Source organism: Agaribacterium haliotis, assembly GCF_002312815.1.
GTDB lineage: Bacteria > Pseudomonadota > Gammaproteobacteria > Pseudomonadales > Cellvibrionaceae > Agaribacterium > Agaribacterium haliotis.
Genome location: NZ_NKQJ01000009.1, coordinates 40281 through 63473 on the forward strand (window position 1 = coordinate 40281; position 23193 = coordinate 63473).

Below are 23193 nucleotides of genomic sequence, written 5' to 3' on the forward strand. Positions count from 1 at the left end.
GCAACGTTTAGCTATCGATTTTCCAGCCGGTTGTAATCAAGTACGCCAAACTCAAGCGGGTCTTGTTTTTTATAGTTTTTGTGTAGCCTATCGCTGTAGGGCCAGAACTGTTGATTGGTGCGACGCACGCCGTAGAGCTCCATAAACGCGCTGTAGCTTTCACTGTTATTAGAGGCTTTAGCAAAGTCGTCAATAAAGTTGTCCAGCTGCTGGCTGGAAACTTTAAAGTAGGTATTGGGGTAAGCACCGATAATACCTGGGTGTACGGAGAGCTTGTCTTCCGTCGGTACCCGGTTTTTCTGTTCACTGAACAGTGAAGTCATGTTCATGTGCGCGTTGTGCTTAAGCAAACTGAAATAAACTGAAGCGGACTCAGTTTGAACTTCCAGTACCGAGTTTTGGCTAAACTGGCTGAGCTTTTCACCTTCAATAGTATTTAGAGCTTGCAGCTGCTTAGCGAGTTTCTGATCCTGCATCGCATCAAGTTCGTGGTGACGATTTAACACCGGTGCCAGGCGCGCTTTTAACATATCAAACAGCTCTGATTTCACGTCGTCCGTTTGGTAAGTGATGTTGCTAGGTACTAAGTTTTCAACACGATCAAACTGGATAAACTCTCTGACTTTATCGTCGGCATTGCGATACCAGTAGGCGAGCTCGGCATCGCGCTTGTCGTCTGGCAATAACATTAAGAAGCCAGATTCACCTTCCATGCGCAAGAAATCCATATAAGTGCGTGTTAACAACTGGTGGCCGATATTGCCGTAGACATCGTAACCGGCAACTAGTAAGTAGTGGATACGCTCAAGCAGGTGGTAATTAATTACCCACGCCGTCTTGGGTTTAGGCCCAAGCAAACCCTGTTTTACTGTAGCGCTGTCGAAGTGGCGAAATACCGTTAAACCGGCATTTGCATTGCTGCCATCGCCATCCCAAACCACATTTATGTCAAGCTTTAAACCCTGCTGGACCCGCTCTTCAACAAACTTCAGCTTGGCATCAATATAGGCTTTCTCTTTTTTAGAAAAACGATTCCAATTGGTAATAGGGCGGTAGATATTGTCTTTTGCTGCGGGCATCTCCAGGTTATCAACCTGGGTCGCCAGAAAGCTTTCACTGTGGTTGTACAGGGGTGCATCGGGGTTAACAAAAAACACCCAAAACTGATCGTTGATGACGTTAAGCGCCGTTTGCCCTTTACATACAGGGCCTTTAATAAAACCACTGACGGTAAACATGGCCTCTGCAAGCATAAAACGATAGCGCGAGCGCACAGGTAAGTCGATAAAGACTTTAAACGGGTTTGCTGCTTGCTCAATGTCATAGCCGGGCAGCTGATCAACTTCAAAATCGGCCTCAATAAATAATTCCTGCCAAAGCTGCATACGCGCCTGATCAAGCTTGTAGGGCATGTGAGTTTTGGCCACAACGGTTTCAAGATCTGGAACAATGCGATAATAAACACGCTGCACACCCGGGTCGTCAAAAGGGCGGCGCGTTACAATTTGTTTTATTTTTTCGCCGGGCGGCGTTGACGAGCGCACCAGTTTAAAATATTTGGGCACGCCAGCATCGCTACTAAGTTCATCAAAATACAGATGAGCTAAAAATAAGTGCTCGTAGATGTAGCGCGCCGACAGTTGGGCTTTGTAGCCATCTTGATTTAACCAGGCTTCCCACTTGTTGATTTCTGTTTGATATACCTGCTCAAGTGGCGCCCGGGCGACGTAGGGTGCACCCTGTTCAAGCCACTTTATTAAAGTCAGGTATTCATCGTCGCTTAAATTAGGTAAACCAAAAGGCATGCCCCAGGATGGGTTTTTCTCAGCGTATTTATCAAACTCTTCTATCGTCGGGCAACTCTCAGCCCTGTTAAGGCTGACATCCATACCTTCCGGCAACAGTGCTTGTGCCGGCAGTGGGTGCTTGTCTTTAAGCTCAAGCATACGATAGAGCAAACTGGCCTGGGTATTTGCTTCGGGGCTGGTGCTCTGAAACTCATTTAATACTGGATAAAAGCCTTTTTCGCGCCACTGCTTCACACCCTGGTAGTCTTCATGTAAACGCAGTGGCTCGGCGGCTGTCAGGCGTGTGGGGTTATACACTTTGATTTTACTGGCACCGCGCTCTATACCTTCAATCGAACTCATTTTTAGCTGGCACGGCGCATCGTAACAACCGTGGCAGACAAGGCAGCGGCTATCGGTAATTGGTTTTACATCCTGCCAATAATCAATGGCTTCACTCGGCAATTCTTGCACAAGGTGTTCGCGTGGTTCAGCGGGGCCAAATTTCTCGCTGTAGATATTTTTAGCAAAGCTGGCACATGCAGCTAGGCTGATCAGCAACACCGTATATACGACGAATTTATGACCCGCATTCGATTGTTGTAAAAACAAAACCTTGCCTCCCAAAGCAGTTAACACGCACTCGAAATCGTGCATCTTACTACGCTAGCGCGGGGATTTTTATTGATAACACCTTTTAAAGCGCAATGGCCTTGCTCAGCGCTTCAAATTTTTCGGCATCGTTGTCGACAAAACGCACCGTCAGCTTAAGTTTTTCTGCATCGGGGCGATTTTCGGCGGCGATGATGGCGTGTACATAGGCGTTTACCCTGGCCAGGGCATTGCCGTCGGCATCGCTGATATCAACGCTTACTTGATCAAACAGCGCGGGAATAATTTCTTTTCGCTCGACCAGGCCGTTAATCGCCTGCAAACTTAGTTCCCTGACTTCACAGTTCAAACTGTATTTGGCAAAACGCAGCACAGCCGAGCCCGAAAACGTTGACGATTTAGGCGAGGCGGCTTTTGCCGGTGCTTTTTCTGCTGCCTTGCCAAAACCCGCATCTTTAATCGCACGCGGTTTGATCACCTGTTTGGCGCTGACCGCGCTGCCGGTAAGTATGTCCGCCGAGCTTTGCATCGATGCGGCCTGGGCTTTTTTAGGTGGGCGATAGCCTAGGCGCTTTAGTTGTTTGATAACTTTTTTGTGCAGCTCGTCTGGGGTGAAAGGTTTGCTGAGGTAGTCGTTGACCCCGGCTTTAATCGCCGCAACAACGTACTCCCGGTCGCCGCGCGAGCTGACCATAATAAACGGAATATTTTTGTAGGCGTCTTCGCTTCGCAGCCACTGCAGAAACTGCGCGCCGCTCATCTCTGGCATTTCCCAATCGCTGAGTATTAACTGCGGCTGCTTAGTTTTAACCAGGGAACAGGCGCGGCGGCCGTCGGGCGCTTCGTGTACTTCAAGATCGGGAATCAGCGGCCGCAGGTGGCGCTTAATGGTATCGCGAACAAAACTGGCGTCGTCGACAACCAGTACTTTAAAAGGCATGCGCCTACTCCTTATTTAGGAGGGCGCAGGCCTCTCCTAGCTGGGGGCTTGATCGCGGGTGAACACAGGCTGATCGGCTTTGCTTAAACTCTCATTGTAGGCGTAGCCGGCGCTGTCAAAGGCGAGCAGATCATCCGCGTTTTGCAATCGATTCTTAATAATATAGGCGCTCATCAGGCCACGTGCCTTCTTCGCGTAGAAGCTGATGATCTTGTACTGGCCATTTTTTAAGTCTTTAAACTGCGGCGTAATAATCTCGGCCTGCAGCTCTTTGTTCTTAACGGCCTTGAAGTATTCGTTCGAGGCGAGATTAACTAAGCTAGCGCTTTTAGTTTTGCTAAGTTGCTTGTTTAAAGCTTCGGTTAAGCTTGAGCCCCAAAATTCATACAGGTCTTTGCCACCGGCGTTTTGAAACTTGGTGCCCATCTCCAGGCGGTAGGCGAGAATTAAGTCCAAAGGCCGCAACAAACCATAGAGGCCACTTAAGATGCGCAGCTGCTCTTGCGCAAAAGCCAGATCGTCGTCGTCAAAGCTGTAGGCGTCGAGACCGGTGTAAACATCGCCGTTAAACGCAAACACCGCCTGACGCGCATCTTTGCCTTTAATTGGCTGTTGCCAGGCTTGAAAACGGTCGTAATTCAACACACCGAGTTTGTCGCTGATGCCCATTAACTCGCTGACATCGTGAGGGGCAAGCTGCTGTAGTTCATCGATCAGCTGCTGGCTGTGCTCAAGAAACTGCGCTTTGCTGCTTTTTTTACTCGGTACCGGGCTGTCAAAATCGAGATTTTTGGCGGGGCTAATTACGCTGAGCATGTCTGGGCCTTAGGCTGAAAAAGGCCAATTATAACAAGCTTGCCGCGCGGCGATATCTGGGCTCAGCACAAAGTGTTTTGCACGTTCTTAGCTTTTCATTTGCGCCTGTTAACGCTAGCGGTATTTCATATAAGTCAGCCCCGGTGCCAGCACCAGGCGCCAGGCCAGGGCAACATCGTCACTGTACTCTGGGTCAAAGACTTTAACGGTGGCTATCAGGGTATCCATCCACAGGTCGTAGAGGTGGTCGGGAATATTCACCCCGTGGCGGCCGTGCTTGGCGACCATGCGCTGCATATAGTCGTCGGCATCGCCGGAGGCGTAAAACACAAGCAAATGGTAAAAACTCTTTTCCAGCATTTGGCGCTGCTTGGCCATATCGGTATTGCGGAACTTCTGCGCAACTTCGGGCGAACTCGGCAAAAACTTGTCGTAAAAGGTGTCGAAGAAATCCTTGTCAAACACCCTGTTCCTGCGCACGCGCTCGTAGCTCTGGTCAAACAGAGTTTCATAAGCCGGTGCTCGTCCCATCGCATGCATAGGGCTCATATCAGCGCTTTCCTTATATTTAAGACTTAGTCTGCCGCATTATTGTTATAGCCCAAGGTGGCCACTGGCAGGCTGCGCGCGATCAATACTAGGGCCTGTTATGAGCGATGTCTAAAGACTTAATAAAAACGGCACCCAGTGCGGGGCAAATAAGGCTGTTAAAAGAGCACAGAGTATCAGTGAGGCCGAAGCCCAAGCAGCGCTTTGCATCGAACGAGCGGTAAGTGTCGCCGCACCGAGGGCGTGGCTGCCGGCGCCAATGGCGATGCCAACAGCGCGCTCATCGCTGACGCCGCTGCGCTTCAGAGCCCACTGGCCGAGGCCAACACCGGTAAAGCCGGCAATCATCACGCAGATGGCCGCGAGTGAAGCGAGCCCACCCATCGCTGCGCTGGTTTCCATCGCCACGGCGGTGGTGACATTTAAAGTAACCAAGCTAAGCAACACAGTGTTATCGATACCCGCCAGACGCGCGAGCAGGGTGAGACTGGTCAGCGATAGAAACACCGCAATAAACGACGAAGCGAGCAGGGCGCGCCAGTGCCTAAAAAAAAGCCTGCGCTGTTTGTAAAGCGGATAACCGAGCGCTACCACAACCGGCTCAACCAGGGCGCCAAGTACCTGGCCGCCGAGCCAATAACTTTCGTAGCTGATGCCTGTTAACAGTAAAAACAGAATCACGCTGGCAATGCTCATTAACAGCGGGTTGAGCCACGCCCAGGCTGTTGCGCGCTGCAGTTTGCGCCACAGTAAAAAGCAGCCCAGCGTCAGGCCGAGCATCAGCACAGCCACAAGCAGCTCGCGCAAGGGCTCAGTCATCTTCAGCCCCATCGGGCAATACATCGCGAATAAGTAAGCGCTGACTTATCATACCGAGTACAACAATCAGCAACAGTGTAGAGCTGGCGCCGATCAACAGGATTTTCCAACCTAAGCGGCTGACAATATCGCCGTATTGCACAAGGCCAACACAAATAGGCAAAAATACCAGCGGCATATAAACCATCGCCACATCAATGGCGCTGCCGAGTTTTTTGCTTGGCACCACAGGCAAAGCGAGATAAGCGGAAAAAATCAGCATGCCCCACAGTGAAGCGGGTAACAGGCCCAATACCGATGCAAGCAGGTGCCCGCAGGCCAAACTCAGGGCGATGCCAAAGGCGGCGTAAATAAACGCACGGAGTTTTTTAAACACGGCTCGCCCCCGCCACCATCGGGCTACTGCTCTTTATCGAGTTCGAGCCACCAGTTTAGCGGCGTTGTGCCGTCAGCCGGGTCGTAGACATTGCCGTAAAACCAGGCGCTGTGAGTTTTTTCGCCGATATGGCGGTTGAGTATGGCTTCGATCTCTTTAAAACCACAGCTGACATGAATGCTGAAAATCATCATGCGCTCGTTGCTAAAATCGAGCTCGCCGCCGAGCTTTTCGAGCGCTCCGACAAGGTTGTCTTTCATCTCGTCAATTTTTGTTCGCGCAAAGATGCGAATGGCGAGGTTGCCGCTGTGTTTGAGCAGCTCAAAGCTGTTGTCTTTATTATCAAAAGCAATTTCGTCGCCGGAGGCCAGGCCCTGAATAAACGCGGGGCTCTGCACAACAATAAAGCTGTTGTTATCAGTTGCTTTCACACGTATCTGTTCAACCACATCTTCGCCGTCGGGGCGCTTGCCGGCAAAAAGGCTAATTACCTGTAAATCACTCATTTTTGTAGGGCCTGTAAACGCTCAATTGTTACAATCGGCGCGATTCTACGACAAAGCCGTCGTCTACGATATTAAAAGCCTTGGAATTTAACGGAGAATACAGGTGTTTCGTCTAATTACTATTACCAGCCTTTTGTTGGCCCTCCAGGCCTGCGCGGTCAACCCCGTCACCGGCAAAAGCGAGCTCAGCCTGGTCAGCGCTCAACAGGAAGTCTCCATCGGCGAGCAGCACTACCTTGCCTCTCAGCAGCAGCAAGGTGGTGTTTACACGGTTGACCCAGAGCTCAACCTCTACGTTCAGGGTGTCGGTAAAAAACTTGCCGCCGTCAGTGACCGCAAAGAACTGCCCTATGAATTTGTTGTGCTGAACAGCGATGTGCCCAACGCCTGGGCCCTGCCCGGCGGCAAAATCGCCATTAACCGCGGCCTGCTGATTCAGCTCGACGACGAAGCCCAGCTCGCCGCCGTGATGGGCCACGAGATCGTGCACGCCGCCGCTCGCCACGGCGCCCAGAAAATGACACAACAGCAAGTGCTCGGCGCTGGCGCCGCCGCTGTTGGCATAGCCGCGGCTTCATCAGATAGCGATTACGCCGGCTTAATTGCAGCGGGCGCAATGGGCGGGGCCCAGCTTTATCAGGCCCACTACGGCCGCAGCCAGGAACTTGAGAGCGACAAATACGGCATGAAATACATGGCCAAGGCCGGCTACGAGCCGCAGGCCGCCGTTGAGCTGCAACAGACCTTTGTCAAACTCAGCCAGGGCCAAAAGAGCGATATGTTCAGCTCACTGTTGGCCAGCCACCCGCCGTCCGAGGAGCGTGTTGCCAAAAATAAACAGATGGCCAAAACCCTGCCAAAGGGCCAGCGCTACCGCGATCGTTACCAGCGGGCCACTGCGCAGATACGCAAAGACCAGCCGGCCTACGACAAAAACATACAGGCACAAAAAGCGGCCGCCAATAAGGAGTGGGCCAAAGCTGAACAGCTCGTTGCTGCGGCGATAAAAATGCAAAACAAAGAGGCGATGTTTTTTAATACCCAGGGCCAAATTTATATGGCTCAGAAAAAAAACAGCAAAGCCGAACAGAGCTTTAAGCAGGCAACACGTTTAAACCCGGATTATTTTGCCAACAATCTCGGCCTAGGCATGGCCTTAGTCGAACAGGGCAAAGATGCGCCGGCCAAAGCCGCGTTTGAACAGAGTGTGAAAAAACTGCCAACCCAGCTCGCCTACTGGGAACTCGGCAATATAGAAAAGCGCGCAAACAACAAAAGCGCCGCCACTAAGTATTATCAGCAGGTGGCTCAGGCCGGCGGCGAACTCGGGCAAAAGGCTCAAGCTGAATTACAAAAGCTCGGCGCCAATTAAGGGCCATTACAAAAACGCCGCTAACAAAGCGCAACACAGTTCACCTAATGATGGAACGAGATGGTAGGAGCGAAGCTGAAGTGGGTTTGATTGGGTCTCTGCCGCAAGGATGCGGCGGCGAAGCCCCCATGGATGGGTTTACGGCGTGCCAAGAAAGCCCGCATCAGCTTCGTTCCGGCAAGCTTGCACTTAAGTGAACAACATTGCGCTAACAAAGCGGCGTTTTATTCACTAGAGGGCAAAGCAGAATCAACAGCTATGGGCCCTTCTTTAAAACAGCAAATCAGCAGGCGTAATTGCCTTTTGCTCGCCTGGCTTCACACTCTTTGCGTATGTTCTCACAAGCGGTAACGCGCCCGGGCGATGTCGGGTTCTGGCGTATGCACTCGGCTCGTTTTTGCGAAAGCTCTTGATTGCTCATCTTTTGCATTTTGCCTTCACAAGCACTCAAACTAAGTAGCATTGCCGCCACCAGTGTAAATAAAGCACTTGCAGCAAATCTCTTAAGCTTGCTCATATTTGCCCCCTAAGTACCGAATTATTCGGATCGTTGTTGCAACGAGTTGGTTTGAAAATAATTTAGCGCAGATGTTGTTAAACCGCGCAGGCTTATAACAGTTTAGACTAGGGCCGCCGCTCTGCAATGCATGACTCTCGCTGCTTTTCGACAGTGCTGTGCAGCGCTCGCCTGGCTGCAGAACATAAAAAACCCCTCGCGGCACAGAGCCGGGAGGGGCCAATAAAGGGGGAAGCGTTAGCTCAGAATTAGAACTTCAACTCAGTACCGAGGCCGAAGTAAGACGCGTCACCTTCGATGCCATCGTCGGCACCAGTGAAGTCGTTGCTGGTGTAATAAGCAAAGGTCTTCAGCTTTTTGCTGAACTTGTAGTCAACACCGAGGCTGTAAGTCGTGGTGTCATCGTAGTCTTTGACCACATCAGCGGCACCGCCCTGAGCTTTCAGTGCCCAGTTGTTAATTTTGTACTGGGCAGAAAGCATCCAGCTGTTGTTTGAATCACCGCCGTCAACTTCCATCATTTCGTACAGAGCGCCGAGTTGGAATGCAGCAAAGTTCCACTGTGCAACCAAGCGGGCAACGTCAGTTTCTTCGCTCTCAACACCGGTATCGTAGGCTGCTGCCAGATAAACACCGGAGAATTCAGCCGTTACCGAGCCGCTGAAACCGTTGTCGACGTCTTCTTCTTCACTGGCAATGACCGCGGCGTTCAGGCCAACAACATCGCCGAGCTTAGGTGAGCTGTACTGCACGATATTAGAAGGGCGGTTGTCGTTGCGGGTGATCATGTGCTTGATATCACCTTCAAGGTCGTTGAACAGATCAATTTTTTTCTGGGCAACTTTCAGCGGAGTATCAAACTTACCGGCTTTAGCCAAACCAAAACCGCCTTGCAGGCCAACAAAAATGTTGCGCTGGCTGAAGGTTTCACCGTTGCTGTTTTGACCATCGTCGACAGCAACTTCAAATTCCATCTGATACACGCCTTTGAGATTAGTATCTTCAATAGCGTGATCGCCTTTGACACCCAAGCGAGAAGCGTTGCTCTTGAGCTCAACAACACTGCTGTCATTTTCGTCTGCATTTTGCAGACTTACATTTGCTTTACCGTAAAGCTTTGGCTCAGCGTAGGCACCAGCGGCCGCCATCATGGCAACAGGGATAAATGCCAGCTTTTTCATAGTCACACTCCTCAGTGCTCGATCCAATTGAGATTGGTATTACTGTTTAATGAACGTTAAATGACAAATTTTGGGCAAATATATTTAGCTTATATTACAGAACTGTTACAAAGCTGATATTTCTAAGAAATCCAGACTAATTAAGCAAAAACAGCCAGTTAAGCTTTGGCCGCGAAGGTTAAAATTTTTACAGGCCCTAGGCTATCGCAGATAAAAAGAGCCTTAACCTGGATCAAGCTGAAGCACAAAAACACTGAAAACAAAAAAGGCGCCACAAGTGGCGCCTTTTGATTGATCAGCAAGTACAAACAAGCATCAGCGCTTAGACTCCAGCGCTCTTTCTATATCGCCAATCGAGATGTGCCTGACATCGGTGCCGTGCACAAGGTAAATCACCTGTTCGGCAATGTTGCGGGCGTGATCACCGATGCGCTCGAGCGCGCGCAGCGCCCACATAATGTTCATCACCCGGCTAATTGCGCGCGGATCTTCCATCATATAAGTGATCATTTCGCGCACCGCACTTTTGTATTCGGTATCGATAATCTTGTCTTCGCGCACCACGTCCATGGCCGACTCAACATCGTAGCGGGCAAAAGCATCGAGCACGGTGTTTAAGACGCGGATAACATTGGCGGCGAGGTGGCGCAGCTCAACATAACCGCGGCCACCATCACTGCCTTCCGCATTTAAGGCAATTGCCATTTTGGCAATTTTATTGGCCTCGTCGCCAACCCGCTCGAGGTCGCGGGTTGCTTTGGTAACCATCATCACCAGGCGCAAGTCGGAAGCGGCGGGCTGGCGGCGCGCCAGGATGGTAATGCTCTCTTGGTCGAGCGCCATCTCGCGCTGATCGACTTCTTTTTCAGTTTCGATCACTTTCTCAGCCAGCGCACCATCGGCGGTTTCTATAGCTTTTACCGCGTCTTTGAGCTGGTCTTCAACCAAACCACCCATTTCGAGCAGCTTGGTACGCAGGTGCTCGAGATCCTCATTAAACTGAGCGGAAATATGTTGATCTAAATGTAGCGTGTCCATAGTTACTCCAGTAGCTGCGTTGGCGCTTGGGCGCTGCTGTTCTTGTTATATTACTAACTATACAAGTTCTTAACCAAAACGACCCGTAATATAAGCTTCAGTCAGCTTGTGATCCGGGTTGGTAAAGACCTGTTCTGTTTCGTTCACTTCAATCAGTTTACCCATGTGGAAATACGCGGTGCGGTTACTGACCCGCGCCGCCTGCTGCATGCTGTGGGTAACAATGGCAATAGTGAAGTTTTCACTGAGCTCGGCAATCAGCTCTTCGATCTTTGCAGTTGCAATTGGGTCCAGCGCCGAGCACGGCTCATCCATCAGAATCACTTCGGGGCTGACCGCAATGGTGCGCGCGATACACAGGCGCTGCTGCTGACCGCCGGAAAGGCCGGTGCCAGGTGCGTGCAGCCTGTCTTTAACTTCGTTCCACAAACCGGCTTTTTGCAGCGAGGTTTCAACGATCTCGTCGAGCTCAGAGCGGCGCGAAGCCAAACCGTGGATACGCGGGCCGTAGGCAACGTTGTCGTAAATGCTTTTCGGAAACGGGTTGGGTTTCTGGAACACCATGCCGACCTCTGCGCGCAGCGGCACAACGTCGATCTTAGTATCGAGAATTTCTTTTTCTTCAAGCTTGATAGAACCGGTGACACGACAGATATCGATGGTGTCATTCATGCGGTTTAAACAGCGCAGAAACGTCGATTTACCGCAGCCCGACGGGCCAATCATCGCAATCACTTCGTTTTTGCCAATATCGAGGCTGACATCAAATACGGCCTGTTTATCGGCGTAAAAAACATCTACGTTGCGCACGGTAATCTTGGCGTTGTCGTGAAACGGAGCGCCTACGGTCTGGTGCTCGCCCGCATCCGGGCCACTTTCAAGATTAATCTCGGAAGGCTGTTTGGCTTCTTTTAATGCAGCTTCAGTCATAACTAGTACTCAGAGTAAAACTTACCAACGGCGCTCAAGGCGCTTGCGCAGCCAGATGGCCAGCGCGTTCATCGTGATCAAGAACGCAAGCAGCACCATAATCGCCGCCGACGTGCGCTCAGTAAAGGCGCGCTCGGGACTATCTGCCCACAAGAAAATTTGCACCGGCAACACCGTCGCCGGATCGGTGACACCACCGGGGATGTCGACAATAAAAGCAACCATGCCAATCATCAGAAGTGGCGCGGTTTCACCGAGCGCCTGAGCCATACCGATAATGGCGCCAGTGAGCATACCCGGCATCGCCAGCGGCAACACGTGATGCAAAATCATCTGCATCTTAGACGCGCCCATGCCGAGCGCCGCTTCGCGAATAGACGGCGGCACCGCTTTAATCGCCGCGCGGCTCGAAATAATAATGGTCGGCAAGGTCATTAAAGTCAGTACCAAACCACCAACCAGGGGAATAGAGCGCGGCATATTAAAGAAGTTCAGGAAGATCGCGAGGCCGAGCAAACCAAAAATCACCGACGGCACGGCCGCGAGGTTGTTGATATTGACCTCGATAAAGTCGGTCAGCTTGGTTTTTTTGGCGTATTCCTCAAGGTAGATCGCAGCGGCGACACCGATGGGGAAGCTCAGCAGCAGGGTCACCAGCAGCGTCAGCAGCGAGCCAACCAATGCGCCGAGTATGCCGGCGAGCTCCGGCTCAGCCGAATCGCCACTGGTAAAGAAGCGGGTATTAAAGCTGCTTTTCATCTGCTCGTTATCGAGCAAAGACTGCACCCAAGCCTGCTGTTTTTCATTCATGCGGCCGACAAAAGGCTCGCCCGCTTTGAGAGTTTTGTAATAGGTGTCGTAGTCGTCGTCGGCCAGCAGCCACAGCGTTTCAGTGCTGCCGAGTTTCTCCGGGTGGGCTTTGAGATAGTCGCGCAAATCAAAGCTCGCGCCGATACTGATCATGCCGTAGAGCAAGCGTTTGTCGCGGCGGCTCTTAACATCGGGAAAGCGCGCTTTCAGAGCGTTTTTAATCACGCCGTCAAAGTTGGCGATGGCAAGTTGCTGCGCATCGCTGGCGTCGTCGATTTCCAGCGTATCTTTGTCAAACGTGACTTCGAGCTGAATATCGGTCTGCTGAAAAGCGCCAATGCCATTGCCGATAATATTGCTAAACAATACCACCAGCGCCAGCAGGCCAAAGCAGATTGAAGCCAGGCCAAACGCTTTAAAACGGGCTTCAGCGCGATAGCGTTTTTTCAGGCTCAGTTCGACTTTTTGCGCGGTCGTCAGCGCTTGGTTTTGTGAATCAGGGTTAGTCATATTGCTCACGATATTTCTTCACAACGTGCAGAGCGACGTAGTTCAACGCCAGGGTGGTAATAAATAGCATCAGACCGAGGGCAAAGGCCGCCAGGGTCTTCGGGCTGTCGAACTCCTGGTCTCCGACCAAAAGCGTTACAATTTGCACCGTCACCGTGGTGACCGAGTCGAGCGGGTTGGCGGTCAGGTTGGCGGCGAGACCGGCGGCCATGACCACAATCATGGTCTCACCGATGGCGCGGCTAACCGCCAGCAAAATGCCGCCGACGATGCCCGGCAGAGCCGCCGGAATCACAACTTGTTTGATGGTTTCCGACGGCGTTGCGCCCAAACCAAAAGAGCCGTCGCGCAGGCTTTGCGGCACGGCATTAATAACATCGTCAGACAGCGAGCTGACAAATGGAATAATCATCACCCCCATCACCAGGCCGGCAGCCAGGGCACTTTCGGAGGTGACATTGACGTATTCGTTTAAACCTATGCTGACCGCAATATCGCGAATCAGCGGGGCAACCGTCAGTGCGGCAAAAAAGCCGTAAACAACTGTCGGTACACCAGCTAGAACTTCAAGCAGTGGTTTGACGATGGAGCGAAAGCGCTGGGGCGCGTATTCGCTGAGATAAATCGCCGCCATCAAGCCAGTCGGCACCGCAATAATCATTGCTATGCCGGCAATCAGCAAAGTACCGGCAAACAGCGGCACGGCACCAAAGCTCGACTCAGAGGCGGCCTGATCGGCACGCAGCGCGCCCTGGGGGCTCCACGTTGTGCCAAACAAAAATTCAGTGATCGGCACACTCTGGAAAAAGCGCAGGCTTTCAAATAAAACCGACAGCAAGATGCCGAGTGTGGTCAAAATCGCGATGCAGGCACAGGCGAGCAGGCCAACACGGAACAGGGATTCAACGCGATTGCGCGCCTTCATTTGCGGATTAATGGCAAACCAGACAACCGCCGCACCAATAAACATGGCCGCCAGCACAATCACACCTTGGAGCCAGGCGCTCTGCTTTTGCATGCTGATAATCGCATTGGCCGCTTCGATCATATAGACCGGTGCCTCGCCGACATATTTGTCGTTGGCGATATTGTAAATCTGGTTCATCACCAGGCCGAGCTCGGACTCGGGCGCGCCCTGCAGCGCTTCGGGCAAGTGCTTGAGGGCGGCGTATTCAATTAAGTTACTGTCAAAAATGCTCCACAGGCCCAGCAGGGCAATGCCCGGCAAAATAGACCAAAGCGCAGTGAGTATGCCGTAGAAGCTGGGCAGGGAATTCAAACGCTGCTCGCCGGCAACGGCTAACGAACGGCCACGACCGAGGAAAAAGGCAGCAACCATCATCAGGCCCATGCCAACTAACAGTACCGATATACTCATAAATTTTTCTGTTTAGCAGATATGGCAAAGCTCCGAATGATCCAGTCAGGCTGATTCATTCAGAGCTTCTGGGGTCAGGTGGGGGCACCACCTGGCAATTTTGCGCGTATTCTAAAGGAGAGTGGCGCAAGTCGCTACAAAAGCAAAGCGAGCTTAGGTCATTCTCCTTACAGCTATCTTACAGGCCAGTCATCGCCACTTGGTTTTGAACGCGAGTTTTGATCTCTTTGCGCTTTTCATCAGACAGAGGAATCATGCCTTTGTCAGTCAGATAACCTTCTTCGCCCCAGGCTTTTTCGCTGGTGAATTCAGTCAGGTACTCAGCAATACCGGGGATCACGCCGATATGGGCCTTTTTAACGTAGAAGTACAGAGGGCGGCTAACAGGGTAAGAACCGTCGGCGATGGTTTCGAACTCGGGGTCCTGGCCGTCAATTTTAGAAGCCTGAACTTTATCGAGGTTCTGATCGAGGAAAGAGAAACCAAAGATGCCCAGAGCATTCGGGTTGGCGTTCAGTTTTTGAACAATCAGGTTGTCGTTCTCACCGGCTTCAACATAGGCGCCATCTTCACGAACAATGTGGCAAATCGCTTTGTATTTTGCCTTGTTCTTTTTCTTCATCGCCTTGATCCAAGGGAAAGTCTTACAACCACCTTCCATGGCCAGCTCGGCAAATGCGTCGCGGGTACCAGATGTTGGAGGGGGGCCAAGCACTTCGATCTTGGTTGCAGGCAGGGCAGGGTTGACGTCTTTCCAGGTTTTATAAGGATTCTCAACCAGCTTTTCACTGCCGTCAGCAGCGGGAACTTCTTTGGCCAGCGCCAGGAAGATATCGCGACGGGTCAGGGTAAAAGGCTTGGATTTAACAGAGTTAGCTAAAACGATGCCGTCGTAACCGATCAGAACTTCAATGATGTCTTTAACACCATTTTTCTGACACATATCGAACTCGCTCTGCTTGATACGGCGCGAAGCGTTGCTGATATCAACAGTGCTTACACCCGTGCCTTTACAGAACTCTTTGAAACCACCACCGGTACCGGTGCTTTCAATAGTTGGTGTTTTGAACGAAGTGCTTTTACCAAAGCGCTCAGCGACAACTTTGGAAAAAGGGAATACGGTGGAAGAACCCACAACGCTGATAGAATCACGAGAAGCAGCAGATGCTGTGGTCGCGGCGATCATGCTCGCTGCAACAGCAGCACTGGCAATCAGTTTTTTCACGTTACTAACCTCAGAAGGTATGTCATTAATAAAACTAGGAAGGATGCCTTGCCTGAAAACCGCCGCACGCACTGGCTAAAGTAAACGGCGGTGTTCAGCCAAAGCCTCCCACTGCCGGGAATAATATGACTCATATATGACAGTTTTGTTACCGGGATTTGCCTGTGGACACAAAACTGTCACATTGGCTGGAACAGCACTCGCGCGCCAAGCTAAAAATAGGCCTTTAGCTTGGGCCCTAACAGGCGCTTGACGAACAAGCGCTTAAAAGTTGAGGTCCAGCTCCATTTCAACCATCTCGGTAACACCTTCGTCGTCAACCAGTTCAAAACTGGCGCTCAGTTGCACTGAGTCGCTGTTCCAGTTTCTCTGGCTAATGTTAAAGCTCTGGGCCGAAGCGCCATCAAAACTGCCCAACGCTGTTGCACTGAGGCGAATGTCGGTTTCGGGGTTGGAGGCTTCATCTGCAAACAACAGCGAGTGATTTAGCTCGTCGATATCAACAACTATCTCGAGCACATCAGCCCCGTAAGCCACGGAAGCGTCGAGCACCTGAAAAGCTTGCTCAGTGCTAAGGTTGAGATATTTTAAGCTGTTAACACACTGCACTGGCGCGTTGCTGACATCGGTAAAACTATCAAAACTTACATCGACGGTTCCCAGCTCATCGTGTTTTTTTACCAAACTAATCGCTTCAACAACGTAGTTGCCACAGTTGTGTTTAACAAGCAGAGACTCCGCATCTTGGTAATAGTCGGTGCTCGACTCGGCGTTCGCCGCACAGAGCTCTGGTTTAGGGCCAAATAGCTGGGTCAAATTGGCCTCAAAGCTCTGATCACAACTGGCAACCTGAGCCTGAGCCACACTGACAACATGCTTTTCACCAAGCAATATGACGTCCCCTAAGAAGTTCAGGGTTGAAAAGCTCGTCAGCTGCCAAGTTATATCTTCATCAAAGACAGAGGCATCGTAGCTGGAGACCTGCTCTGGCTTATCCCGGGTAAAAGCCGAAGGCGCAACTTGATTCAGACCCCATGAATTCAGATCAATTACAGTAATGCTGCCATTTAGGCTGTCGTCGCCCAACAAATCTCCACCTACCAGATCGAGCGTGACACTGATAGTCATTGGCAGGTCGCGCTTAACGTCGGGGGCAGTGAAGCGAATCGTATCCGTGCCCTGGCCGGCAAAACCGTAATCAGCGCCCTGAAAACTTACATCCCAGTCGTAGCTGAGCTCAAGCTGATGAAAGTTAGTGCTGAGCAAGCTGATAACAACCTCTTCACCTTCCAGTGGGCTTAAACTGGAATATTGAAAACCGTTAATTTCTATCTCTTTAATAATTCGGTGATTATTGCCCTCCGGGGCGTCGTCGGATGATCCGCCGCCGCAGGCGCCCAGCATTAAACTTAGGCAAGTCGCAGCAATAAGCTTGTGTAAATAAGTCCCCATTGTTTTTTTAGCTCCGTTATTAGCTTTATAAGAGGGCGCGCATTATAAAGACGCGGAGCTCGATGTCATCAATTAACGCCAAGATCAAAGCAGTACGCGGACATTAAGTGCAATTTGTAGCTACAAACAGTTATTGTGGCGAGCTTAACAACACGCGCTTCTCGTTCTGATACATTATTCCGCTATACTCTGCGACTTGCCAAAAGCAGCTGCCTGCACGCCCGGCATTTTCTCAACCGGATAACAAGTACAACAAAGATAAGCTCTATGTCTAAAGCGCAACTCGAACTGCTCAGCCCTGAAATTCACCGCGACCTGCACGTTGATGTTAATAACTACGACGACGATGCATTTAAAGTAAACGCAAGTTATGCCCTGGCCGGAGAAGTCGCCAGCCTCGCCCACGACTACCCGATTTTTGTTACCAAAGCCGGGCCAGCCGATACGTATCAATTTACCGCGCTGCTCGGTTTTGAAAGCGGCGAAAACTTATTTGTTGAGCAAGGCCAGTGGCGCGCGAGCTTTATGCCTATCGACATTATCCGCCGGCCCTTTCAGATTATGCTGCCCGAAGGCCAGAGTTCGGGCGAGGGGCAAATCGCCGTTGATCGCAGCTCACTGCGCCTGCAGGGCACTCACGGCATGCCGCTGTTTGATGAAGAAGGCAAAGCCTCGGCGTATTTGCAGCGTATTCAAACCGCCTTTGCCCAGCTGATGAGCAACAATAAAAGCAGCGCGGCGATGGCCAAAAACCTGGTTGATTTAGCTTTGGTAAGCCCGGTCAAGCTCACCCTGAGCTTAAAAGACGACGACAAACTGCAGCTGCCCGAAGTCTTTAGTGTCGACGAAGAAAAGCTCAAACTGCTCGATGAAAAAACCTTGGTCGATTGCCACAAAAGCGGCGCCTTGCAACTGTGTTACCTAATGATTAGCTCACTTGCGCATTTAGAAAAAATGATCGGCTGGAAAAATCAGCGCTAAGGCGCGTAAAACCTAAACCAGTTAAGCGGTTTTGATTATCAACAGCTTTTTTGAAACCGCTTAACCGAGCCATCACGCCCCAAAACTAAAAATAGAAAACGGCGCCAGCTTCGATATTAACGCCCGATCAAGTTGATCCCCAGCCTGGCCTGCCGCCGCGAAGGAAGTTTATGCCGCTCGCCCTGCAACTCGCTTTCACAAAGCTGAGTGTTTCAATTTCACGCATACAAAAAACCATCGCCAACAGCCTGCGCTGGCTGCTGCTGTTTATGGCTCTGTGTGTCAGCCTGGTGGTGTTCTTGCGCCTGTTCAATATTGGCTCTACCGCACTGCAAGAGAGCATCAGCTACACACACGCCTTTGTGTTTATGCTCTGCCTGGCTTATACCGTCGCCACGGATGGCCATGTGCGGGTGGATATTTTTTACCGGCGCATGGGCCGCGAACAAAAAGCCTGGGTCAACCTTGTCGGCAGCCTGATGTTTTTGTTGCCTTTTGCTCTGTTCCTGCTGTTTATCAGCTGGCAGAGCTGCGTGCAAAGCTGGCGCATCGGCGAAGCTTCACTGAACCCCGGTGGCCTGCCACTGGTTTTTGTACTGAAAACGCTGCCGCCACTGGCTGGTTTTTTATTGGCACTGCAAGCGCTGGCCGAATGCTGCCGCCAACTGCTGAACATTAGCATCGCCGAGCCGGAGGCCTAAGATGGAATACCTGAGCCTTATTTTATTTATCTGCATCTGCGCTGCGCTGATGCTCGGCTACAGTGTCGCTTTTACCCTCGCCGGCGTGTCCTTGCTGTTTGCCGGTGTTGGCATAGTCAGCGGCAGCTTTGATGCAAAGCTCTTGCTCGCTTATCCAGACCGGGTATTTGGCACCATCAACAACGGCACGCTGATCGCCGTGCCGCTGTTTATTTTGATGGGTGTGCTGTTAGAACGCTCTAAAGTTGCCGAAGAGCTACTCGAAAATATGGCGAGGCTGTGCGGGCGCCTGCCCGCCGGGCTCGGTTTAAGTGTGGTATTGGTCGGCGCCATGCTCGCCGCCAGTACCGGCATCGTTGGCGCCACCGTGGTGACCATGGGCCTGATTTCTCTGCCGACCATGCTCAAGCGCGGCTACAGCCCCGAGCTCGCCTGCGGCAGCATCTGTGCAACCGGCACTTTGGGGCAGATCATTCCACCGAGCATCGCCCTGGTTCTGCTCGGCGACATTATCAGCTCGGCTCACCAACAGGCCCAGCTCAAGCTCGGCCACTTTAATATCAGCCCCGTCAGTGTTGGCGACTTATTTATGGGCGCCATCGTTCCCGGCCTGTTGTTAGTGGCACTTTACCTTGTCTACCTGCTGCTTATCGGCAAGCTGCGCCCGGAGCAGGCGCCAACAACCAACACCGAAGAAAAAATCGGCCTGGCCGCACTTGCACACAGCATCGCGCCGCCGCTGTTGCTGATCGCGCTGGTCTTAGGCTCGATTATCAGTGGCAAGGCAACCCCAACTGAAGCCGCCGGCGTCGGCGCCATTGCCGCCTTGGTACTTGCCCACAGTCGCGGCCGCCTGGATCTTAAGGTGCTCAAAGGCGTGCTCGATAGCACAGCCAAAGTCACCGCCATGGTCTTTGCTATCTTGCTTGGCGCATCGCTGTTTTCTCTGGTGTTCCACGGTTTTGGCGGCCAGCACATGATGGAAAGCCTATTTGAAAGCCTGCCGGGCGGGCGCTACGGCGCTCTGCTGGTGGTTATGCTGCTGATTTTCCTGCTCGGTTTTATTCTCGACTTTATTGAAATCACGTTTGTTGTTGTGCCTTTGGTTGCGCCGGCGCTACTTATGTTAGGTTTTGACCCGTTGTGGCTTGGCATCATGATTGCTCTGAATCTACAAACAAGTTTTTTAACGCCGCCTTTTGGTTTTGCCCTGTTTTACCTGCGCGGTGTTGCACCAGAAAGTGTCAAAACCAGTGCTATATATCGGGGCGTAATTCCATTTATAGGCATTCAGCTCTTGTTATTGGCACTGCTGACAATCAAACCCGAAATTGCAACCTGGCTGCCCTACAGTTTAAAAAACTGAGCCTGTTGACCCAAACAAATAAGGATAATTATGGATATCAGCGACGAACAAGACCCGTGCCCAACGGGTGAACTTGTGTTACAGACCCTGGCTTTGCCAAAGGATACCAATAGCAACGGCGATGTATTTGGCGGCTGGTTAATGTCGACGATGGATCTCGCCGGCGCCATCGCCGCGCGCGAAGTGGCCAAAGGCAGGGTGACCACGGTCAGTGTTGGCGCCATGGCGTTTTTGCGCCCGGTTCCGGTCGGCGCGACGGTTAGCTGCTACTGCGAAATATCCAATGTCGGCCGCTCATCGCTGACCTGTAACCTCGAGGTATGGGTCAAACACTACAAGTGGGAAAGCCAGCAAAAAGTCACTGAAACCGAAATTGTCTACGTTGCCATCGACGATGTCGGCCGCACCCGCCCGATAAGCTCTTAAAAAAGCGCGGCCGGCTCAAGTTTACAGGCTGGTCGTCGGCTCGCTTTTAGTTAACTCATGCAAGTGCTGTTGCAGCGAGGCGCTCGGCTCAAACTCAACACTGGCGGCATCGTCGCGTATCAACACAAACTCGCGGTGGCGAATATATTCCGAAGCCGGGCCGTCTTCAGCGCCGATAAACGTGATATCGATGTTCTCATTGCCAACTTTTAGCCTGAAGTACGAAGCGGCAAGCGGCTGTAATTGCTTGTCGTAGACTAAACCCTGCTGGTTGTACGCGGGGATATCGACCAGCAAGTTGCCATCAACTAACGACACATCAACTACACCGATGTCGCCGACATAACGGCCGGCGTGTTTTTCAAACAAATCGCTCGCCACCGGCTCAACCGGTACTTCGGTGGGCGCGGGCAAGTCCGTAACCGCGCGCAGCGCCGCCATCATGGTTGCGGTGAAATCGGTCTGCGCGCCGCTAGATAAAATGCTCACCGCAATCTGCTGCTCGGGCAGCAGCCAAAACATACTGGTGTAGGCGTAGGTATTGCCGCCGTGATCCCACAGCGGTGTTGCATACCACTGCTGTTGATCACTAAAACCCTCGCTGATAAACAGGCCGTAGCCGTAGCTCATAGGCAAACCGATATCGAGGCCAACCTGGGCCGAGGTCATTTGCTGGCGCAAGTCATCGGTCAAAATATTGCTGTCGCCGTAGAGTAGAAATTCCGCCATCTTCAGCATTTCTGACGGGGTTGACCAGGTGAACTCTCCGGCGGGAATGCCCAAAGGCGAGCCCGGCACTTCATCGAGGCTCTGGGCCCGGCCGGCTCTTATCTCTGAGCCCTGGTAAATATTACCCGCACCCAGCGCGTAGTTGCCATCGCGCAGTACTTGCTCACGCTTGACTGTTGTACGCGGCATTTCCAGCGGCTCAAATACCTGTGTTTGCATCAGCTCGGCAAAATCTGCATTCAGACTCTGCTCAAGCAGCGCGCCGATATAAGTCCAGTGGCTATTGCTGTAGTTAAAAAAACGGCCGGCGGGATTCATCGGCCCATAGAGGGCGGGGTAGGTATCGCGGCTAAAATCGAGCAGCGTTTCATCATCGTGATTAAAACGATTAAATTCGGCAAGGCCGCCCTGGTGGCTCATTAAATCGTGCAAACTAATTTGCTGCCACAGCGGCCGCTCAAGCTCGGCAAGCTGCAGTTGCGGCATGGCTTCTAGCAGGCTGTCGTCGAGATTAAAGTGGCCTTGATCAATCTGTTGTAGCAGCGCCAGCGCGGTAAACATCTTGGTTGTTGAACCGAGCTGAAACAGCGTGTTGCTATCGACACTCTGGCCCTCGCCGTAAATTTTTTCGCCATAAGCTTCGGCAAATACAATCTCGCCGGCTTGGTAGATTGCAATCGATAACGCTGGAGCAATGCTGGCTTCTAACTGAGCCCTGGCAACTTGGCGCAGTTCGTCAAAACCATCGTTGGCATTTGAGTTGTTATTGGGGTCCGTGCTGTTGGAGCCCGTGCTGTTTTTGTCGCCGCCACAGGCAAACAAAAACAAAGACAACACTAAGATGCTGGCGCGCTTAATCATATTTACCATCCCTAGCAGAGCGTTGATAAGCTATCTGCGTTGCTTCTGAGTTCAGTAAACAGAGCGTAAAACAGAACAAAGCATGTGTCTGTAACACGCTGTAACTGCAATTTGGTAAATAAAAGCGCAATAAGTTCCGTGATGTTTTTGTGAAAACTCACGGAACTGAAGCAGGGGACTGAAGCGGGCGGTTAAGCAGGGACCTAAGCTGAATGCCAAAAAGCTGCTGAGACTAAGGCTTAGCTAGCTTTAACCTGCAGTTTTAACAAGTCGATAACGGTTTGAAAATCGCCGCTCATAAAAGCCTGCATAACCGGCATGCTCAGCTGTTCAAAGCTGCCTTCAAACTCCGGCTCAACCGAAAGCTGCAGTGACTTGCCACCGCTTAAAAATACGCCAACTTGCTCAATCGCATCGTTGGCCGGGCCCTGTAAACCCGGCGGCAAAACAACAGAGGCCTGCATCTGCATAAGCTGCTGCCACTGAGTTTTAAGCTCGTCGACACTGATCTGCTGCTCGTCGGCAAGCTCTTGCATAAACACCGGCACGCCGCCGAGATCGGTCAGGCTCATTGCAATTTTGGGGTAATAACCCGAGGTCATCGCCATCATGGCCTGCATTTGTGCCGTTTGATCGGCCGGGTCTGCGTAGAGCAGTTCAAGCGGTACACCTTTGGTAATCCAGTCGGCTTCGTAACCGAGCACTTCCGGCAGGGCAATGGCCAGCTGCGCGGTTTGCGTTTGATTTTCTTCTTCCTGGTAGTTGTAAGAGAACGACGCCTGCACCGGCAGGGTTTGCGCAACACCAACACTTTTTAAATAATCGGCAAAGGCGCTGTCGTCTGCGGCGAGCTCTTGCACCATGGAATCAGGCAGCAGCAAACCTTCAATGGCGACGTTCATATAGTGAGGCAGCTCATTATTGATGTCGTAATCGTAGATGCGCATGGATTCAAATTTAACCGGGTCGGCGCTGTCTTTGGTTTCGAAACTAATACCGACAAGCTCGATCTCGCGGCCAAAAGGCGCCACATCAAGGTCTTCATAACTGACCTTGTCGATGTTTTCATTCTGCTCAAGCTTGCTAATGGCGGCGTTCACTTTTTGCTCAACCTGAGAGTGTATCCACCACTGCCCTGAAACTGCGGCGGCAACCAGCACCGCGCCACCCATACCTGCGGCAAGTACTATGCTTTTTGCCATTTTGTGCTCCTACTGAAAAACGCTTGTCAATAACCAACCGACATCATACAGGCTATCGCTGCGCTGCCCACACTTGTTAATCTGTGACCCTATTTAGCACGTTCAGCGC

The 23193-nt window shown here is 51.7% G+C and carries 22 protein-coding genes; 5 read left to right on the plus strand and 17 right to left on the minus strand.

Annotated elements, in window-relative coordinates; translation table 11 throughout:
* Positions 1-11: 11 nt before the first annotated feature.
* From CFK45_RS11485 to CFK45_RS11515, 7 genes are all read right to left on the minus strand, one after another.
* Positions 12-2399 (minus strand): fatty acid cis/trans isomerase, encoded by a 2388-nt coding sequence (locus CFK45_RS11485; protein WP_204378462.1) that lies wholly within the window; start codon positions 2397-2399, stop codon positions 12-14.
* Between the two features lie 85 nt (positions 2400-2484).
* Positions 2485-3339, minus strand: coding sequence for a response regulator (locus tag CFK45_RS11490; protein ID WP_096086588.1), 855 nt, complete (start codon positions 3337-3339; stop codon positions 2485-2487).
* 36 nt (positions 3340-3375) lie between these two features.
* Positions 3376-4155 (minus strand): peroxide stress protein YaaA, encoded by a 780-nt coding sequence (gene yaaA, locus CFK45_RS11495; RefSeq protein WP_096086589.1) that lies wholly within the window; start codon positions 4153-4155, stop codon positions 3376-3378.
* Positions 4156-4269: 114 nt separating this feature from the next.
* Complete coding sequence (locus CFK45_RS11500) at positions 4270-4704, minus strand: globin family protein (protein ID WP_204378463.1); 435 nt, start codon at positions 4702-4704, stop codon at positions 4270-4272.
* A gap of 111 nt (positions 4705-4815) precedes the next feature.
* Positions 4816-5523 carry an LrgB family protein gene (locus CFK45_RS11505; RefSeq protein WP_158224680.1) on the minus strand — a complete coding sequence of 236 codons (708 nt, stop codon included), beginning with the start codon at positions 5521-5523 and terminating at the stop codon, positions 4816-4818.
* Positions 5516-5899 carry a CidA/LrgA family protein gene (locus CFK45_RS11510; RefSeq protein ID WP_096086591.1) on the minus strand — a complete coding sequence of 128 codons (384 nt, stop codon included), beginning with the start codon at positions 5897-5899 and terminating at the stop codon, positions 5516-5518. Before CFK45_RS11510 ends, CFK45_RS11505 begins: the two co-directional genes overlap by 8 nt.
* A gap of 23 nt (positions 5900-5922) precedes the next feature.
* Positions 5923-6405, minus strand: coding sequence for a DUF4265 domain-containing protein (locus tag CFK45_RS11515; RefSeq protein ID WP_096086592.1), 483 nt, complete (start codon positions 6403-6405; stop codon positions 5923-5925).
* A gap of 103 nt (positions 6406-6508) precedes the next feature.
* On the opposite strand from CFK45_RS11515, the gene CFK45_RS11520 reads away from it, so the two are divergent.
* On the plus strand, positions 6509-7777 hold the full coding sequence (locus tag CFK45_RS11520) for a M48 family metalloprotease (RefSeq protein ID WP_239923655.1): 1269 nt from the start codon (positions 6509-6511) through the stop codon (positions 7775-7777).
* Positions 7778-8060: 283 nt separating this feature from the next.
* On the opposite strand, the gene CFK45_RS11525 is transcribed toward CFK45_RS11520, so the two are convergent.
* The 8 genes from CFK45_RS11525 to CFK45_RS11560 all read right to left on the minus strand — a co-directional run bounded on the left by CFK45_RS11525 (position 8061) and on the right by CFK45_RS11560 (position 16818).
* Positions 8061-8294 (minus strand): hypothetical protein, encoded by a 234-nt coding sequence (locus CFK45_RS11525; protein WP_096086594.1) that lies wholly within the window; start codon positions 8292-8294, stop codon positions 8061-8063.
* Positions 8295-8542: 248 nt separating this feature from the next.
* Positions 8543-9475, minus strand: coding sequence for a porin (locus CFK45_RS11530; RefSeq protein ID WP_096086595.1), 933 nt, complete (start codon positions 9473-9475; stop codon positions 8543-8545).
* 315 nt (positions 9476-9790) lie between these two features.
* Positions 9791-10513 carry a phosphate signaling complex protein PhoU gene (phoU, locus tag CFK45_RS11535; protein ID WP_096086596.1) on the minus strand — a complete coding sequence of 241 codons (723 nt, stop codon included), beginning with the start codon at positions 10511-10513 and terminating at the stop codon, positions 9791-9793.
* Between the two features lie 69 nt (positions 10514-10582).
* Complete coding sequence (gene pstB / locus CFK45_RS11540; protein ID WP_096086597.1) at positions 10583-11443, minus strand: phosphate ABC transporter ATP-binding protein PstB; 861 nt, start codon at positions 11441-11443, stop codon at positions 10583-10585.
* 21 nt (positions 11444-11464) lie between these two features.
* Entirely contained in the window at positions 11465-12763 is a 1299-nt protein-coding gene (gene pstA / locus CFK45_RS11545) for a phosphate ABC transporter permease PstA (RefSeq protein ID WP_096086598.1), read from the minus strand.
* Entirely contained in the window at positions 12756-14141 is a 1386-nt protein-coding gene (gene pstC / locus CFK45_RS11550; RefSeq protein WP_096086599.1) for a phosphate ABC transporter permease subunit PstC, read from the minus strand. Before pstC ends, pstA begins: the two co-directional genes overlap by 8 nt.
* 178 nt (positions 14142-14319) lie before the next feature.
* The gene (locus CFK45_RS11555) at positions 14320-15366 is read right to left on the minus strand and encodes a PstS family phosphate ABC transporter substrate-binding protein (protein ID WP_096086600.1); all 1047 of its coding nucleotides are present in this window, start codon (positions 15364-15366) and stop codon (positions 14320-14322) included.
* Positions 15367-15630: 264 nt separating this feature from the next.
* Positions 15631-16818 carry a hypothetical protein gene (locus CFK45_RS11560; protein ID WP_096086601.1) on the minus strand — a complete coding sequence of 396 codons (1188 nt, stop codon included), beginning with the start codon at positions 16816-16818 and terminating at the stop codon, positions 15631-15633.
* Between the two features lie 267 nt (positions 16819-17085).
* Between CFK45_RS11560 and CFK45_RS11565 the strand changes: the two genes are divergently transcribed.
* From CFK45_RS11565 to CFK45_RS11580, 4 genes are all read left to right on the plus strand, one after another.
* Entirely contained in the window at positions 17086-17799 is a 714-nt protein-coding gene (locus tag CFK45_RS11565; protein ID WP_096086602.1) for a SapC family protein, read from the plus strand.
* A 170-nt stretch (positions 17800-17969) separates the two neighbouring features.
* The gene (locus CFK45_RS11570; protein ID WP_239923657.1) at positions 17970-18500 is read left to right on the plus strand and encodes a TRAP transporter small permease subunit; all 531 of its coding nucleotides are present in this window, start codon (positions 17970-17972) and stop codon (positions 18498-18500) included.
* Between the two features lies 1 nt (position 18501).
* Complete coding sequence (locus CFK45_RS11575) at positions 18502-19866, plus strand: TRAP transporter large permease (protein WP_096086603.1); 1365 nt, start codon at positions 18502-18504, stop codon at positions 19864-19866.
* Between the two features lie 30 nt (positions 19867-19896).
* Positions 19897-20292, plus strand: coding sequence for an acyl-CoA thioesterase (locus CFK45_RS11580; protein WP_096086604.1), 396 nt, complete (start codon positions 19897-19899; stop codon positions 20290-20292).
* 21 nt (positions 20293-20313) lie between these two features.
* On the opposite strand, the gene CFK45_RS11585 is transcribed toward CFK45_RS11580, so the two are convergent.
* Positions 20314-21882 (minus strand): serine hydrolase domain-containing protein, encoded by a 1569-nt coding sequence (locus CFK45_RS11585; protein ID WP_158224681.1) that lies wholly within the window; start codon positions 21880-21882, stop codon positions 20314-20316.
* Between the two features lie 239 nt (positions 21883-22121).
* The gene (locus CFK45_RS11590) at positions 22122-23084 is read right to left on the minus strand and encodes a hypothetical protein (RefSeq protein ID WP_096086606.1); all 963 of its coding nucleotides are present in this window, start codon (positions 23082-23084) and stop codon (positions 22122-22124) included.
* Positions 23085-23193 lie beyond the last annotated feature (109 nt).

Coding starts and splice junctions, on each gene's coding strand:
- pstA (WP_096086598.1), bottom strand. CDS start 12,763: ATGACTAACCCTGATTCACAAAACCAAGCGCTGACGACCGCGCAAAAA.
- CFK45_RS11500 (WP_204378463.1), bottom strand. CDS start 4,704: ATGAGCCCTATGCATGCGATGGGACGAGCACCGGCTTATGAAACTCTG.
- CFK45_RS11585 (WP_158224681.1), bottom strand. CDS start 21,882: ATGATTAAGCGCGCCAGCATCTTAGTGTTGTCTTTGTTTTTGTTTGCC.
- yaaA (WP_096086589.1), bottom strand. CDS start 4,155: ATGCTCAGCGTAATTAGCCCCGCCAAAAATCTCGATTTTGACAGCCCG.
- CFK45_RS11590 (WP_096086606.1), bottom strand. CDS start 23,084: ATGGCAAAAAGCATAGTACTTGCCGCAGGTATGGGTGGCGCGGTGCTG.
- CFK45_RS11580 (WP_096086604.1), top strand. CDS start 19,897: ATGGATATCAGCGACGAACAAGACCCGTGCCCAACGGGTGAACTTGTG.
- CFK45_RS11515 (WP_096086592.1), bottom strand. CDS start 6,405: ATGAGTGATTTACAGGTAATTAGCCTTTTTGCCGGCAAGCGCCCCGAC.
- CFK45_RS11525 (WP_096086594.1), bottom strand. CDS start 8,294: ATGAGCAAGCTTAAGAGATTTGCTGCAAGTGCTTTATTTACACTGGTG.
- CFK45_RS11575 (WP_096086603.1), top strand. CDS start 18,502: ATGGAATACCTGAGCCTTATTTTATTTATCTGCATCTGCGCTGCGCTG.
- phoU (WP_096086596.1), bottom strand. CDS start 10,513: ATGGACACGCTACATTTAGATCAACATATTTCCGCTCAGTTTAATGAG.
- pstB (WP_096086597.1), bottom strand. CDS start 11,443: ATGACTGAAGCTGCATTAAAAGAAGCCAAACAGCCTTCCGAGATTAAT.
- CFK45_RS11490 (WP_096086588.1), bottom strand. CDS start 3,339: ATGCCTTTTAAAGTACTGGTTGTCGACGACGCCAGTTTTGTTCGCGAT.
- CFK45_RS11560 (WP_096086601.1), bottom strand. CDS start 16,818: ATGGGGACTTATTTACACAAGCTTATTGCTGCGACTTGCCTAAGTTTA.
- pstC (WP_096086599.1), bottom strand. CDS start 14,141: ATGAGTATATCGGTACTGTTAGTTGGCATGGGCCTGATGATGGTTGCT.
- CFK45_RS11570 (WP_239923657.1), top strand. CDS start 17,970: ATGCCGCTCGCCCTGCAACTCGCTTTCACAAAGCTGAGTGTTTCAATT.
- CFK45_RS11565 (WP_096086602.1), top strand. CDS start 17,086: ATGTCTAAAGCGCAACTCGAACTGCTCAGCCCTGAAATTCACCGCGAC.
- CFK45_RS11530 (WP_096086595.1), bottom strand. CDS start 9,475: ATGAAAAAGCTGGCATTTATCCCTGTTGCCATGATGGCGGCCGCTGGT.
- CFK45_RS11505 (WP_158224680.1), bottom strand. CDS start 5,523: ATGACTGAGCCCTTGCGCGAGCTGCTTGTGGCTGTGCTGATGCTCGGC.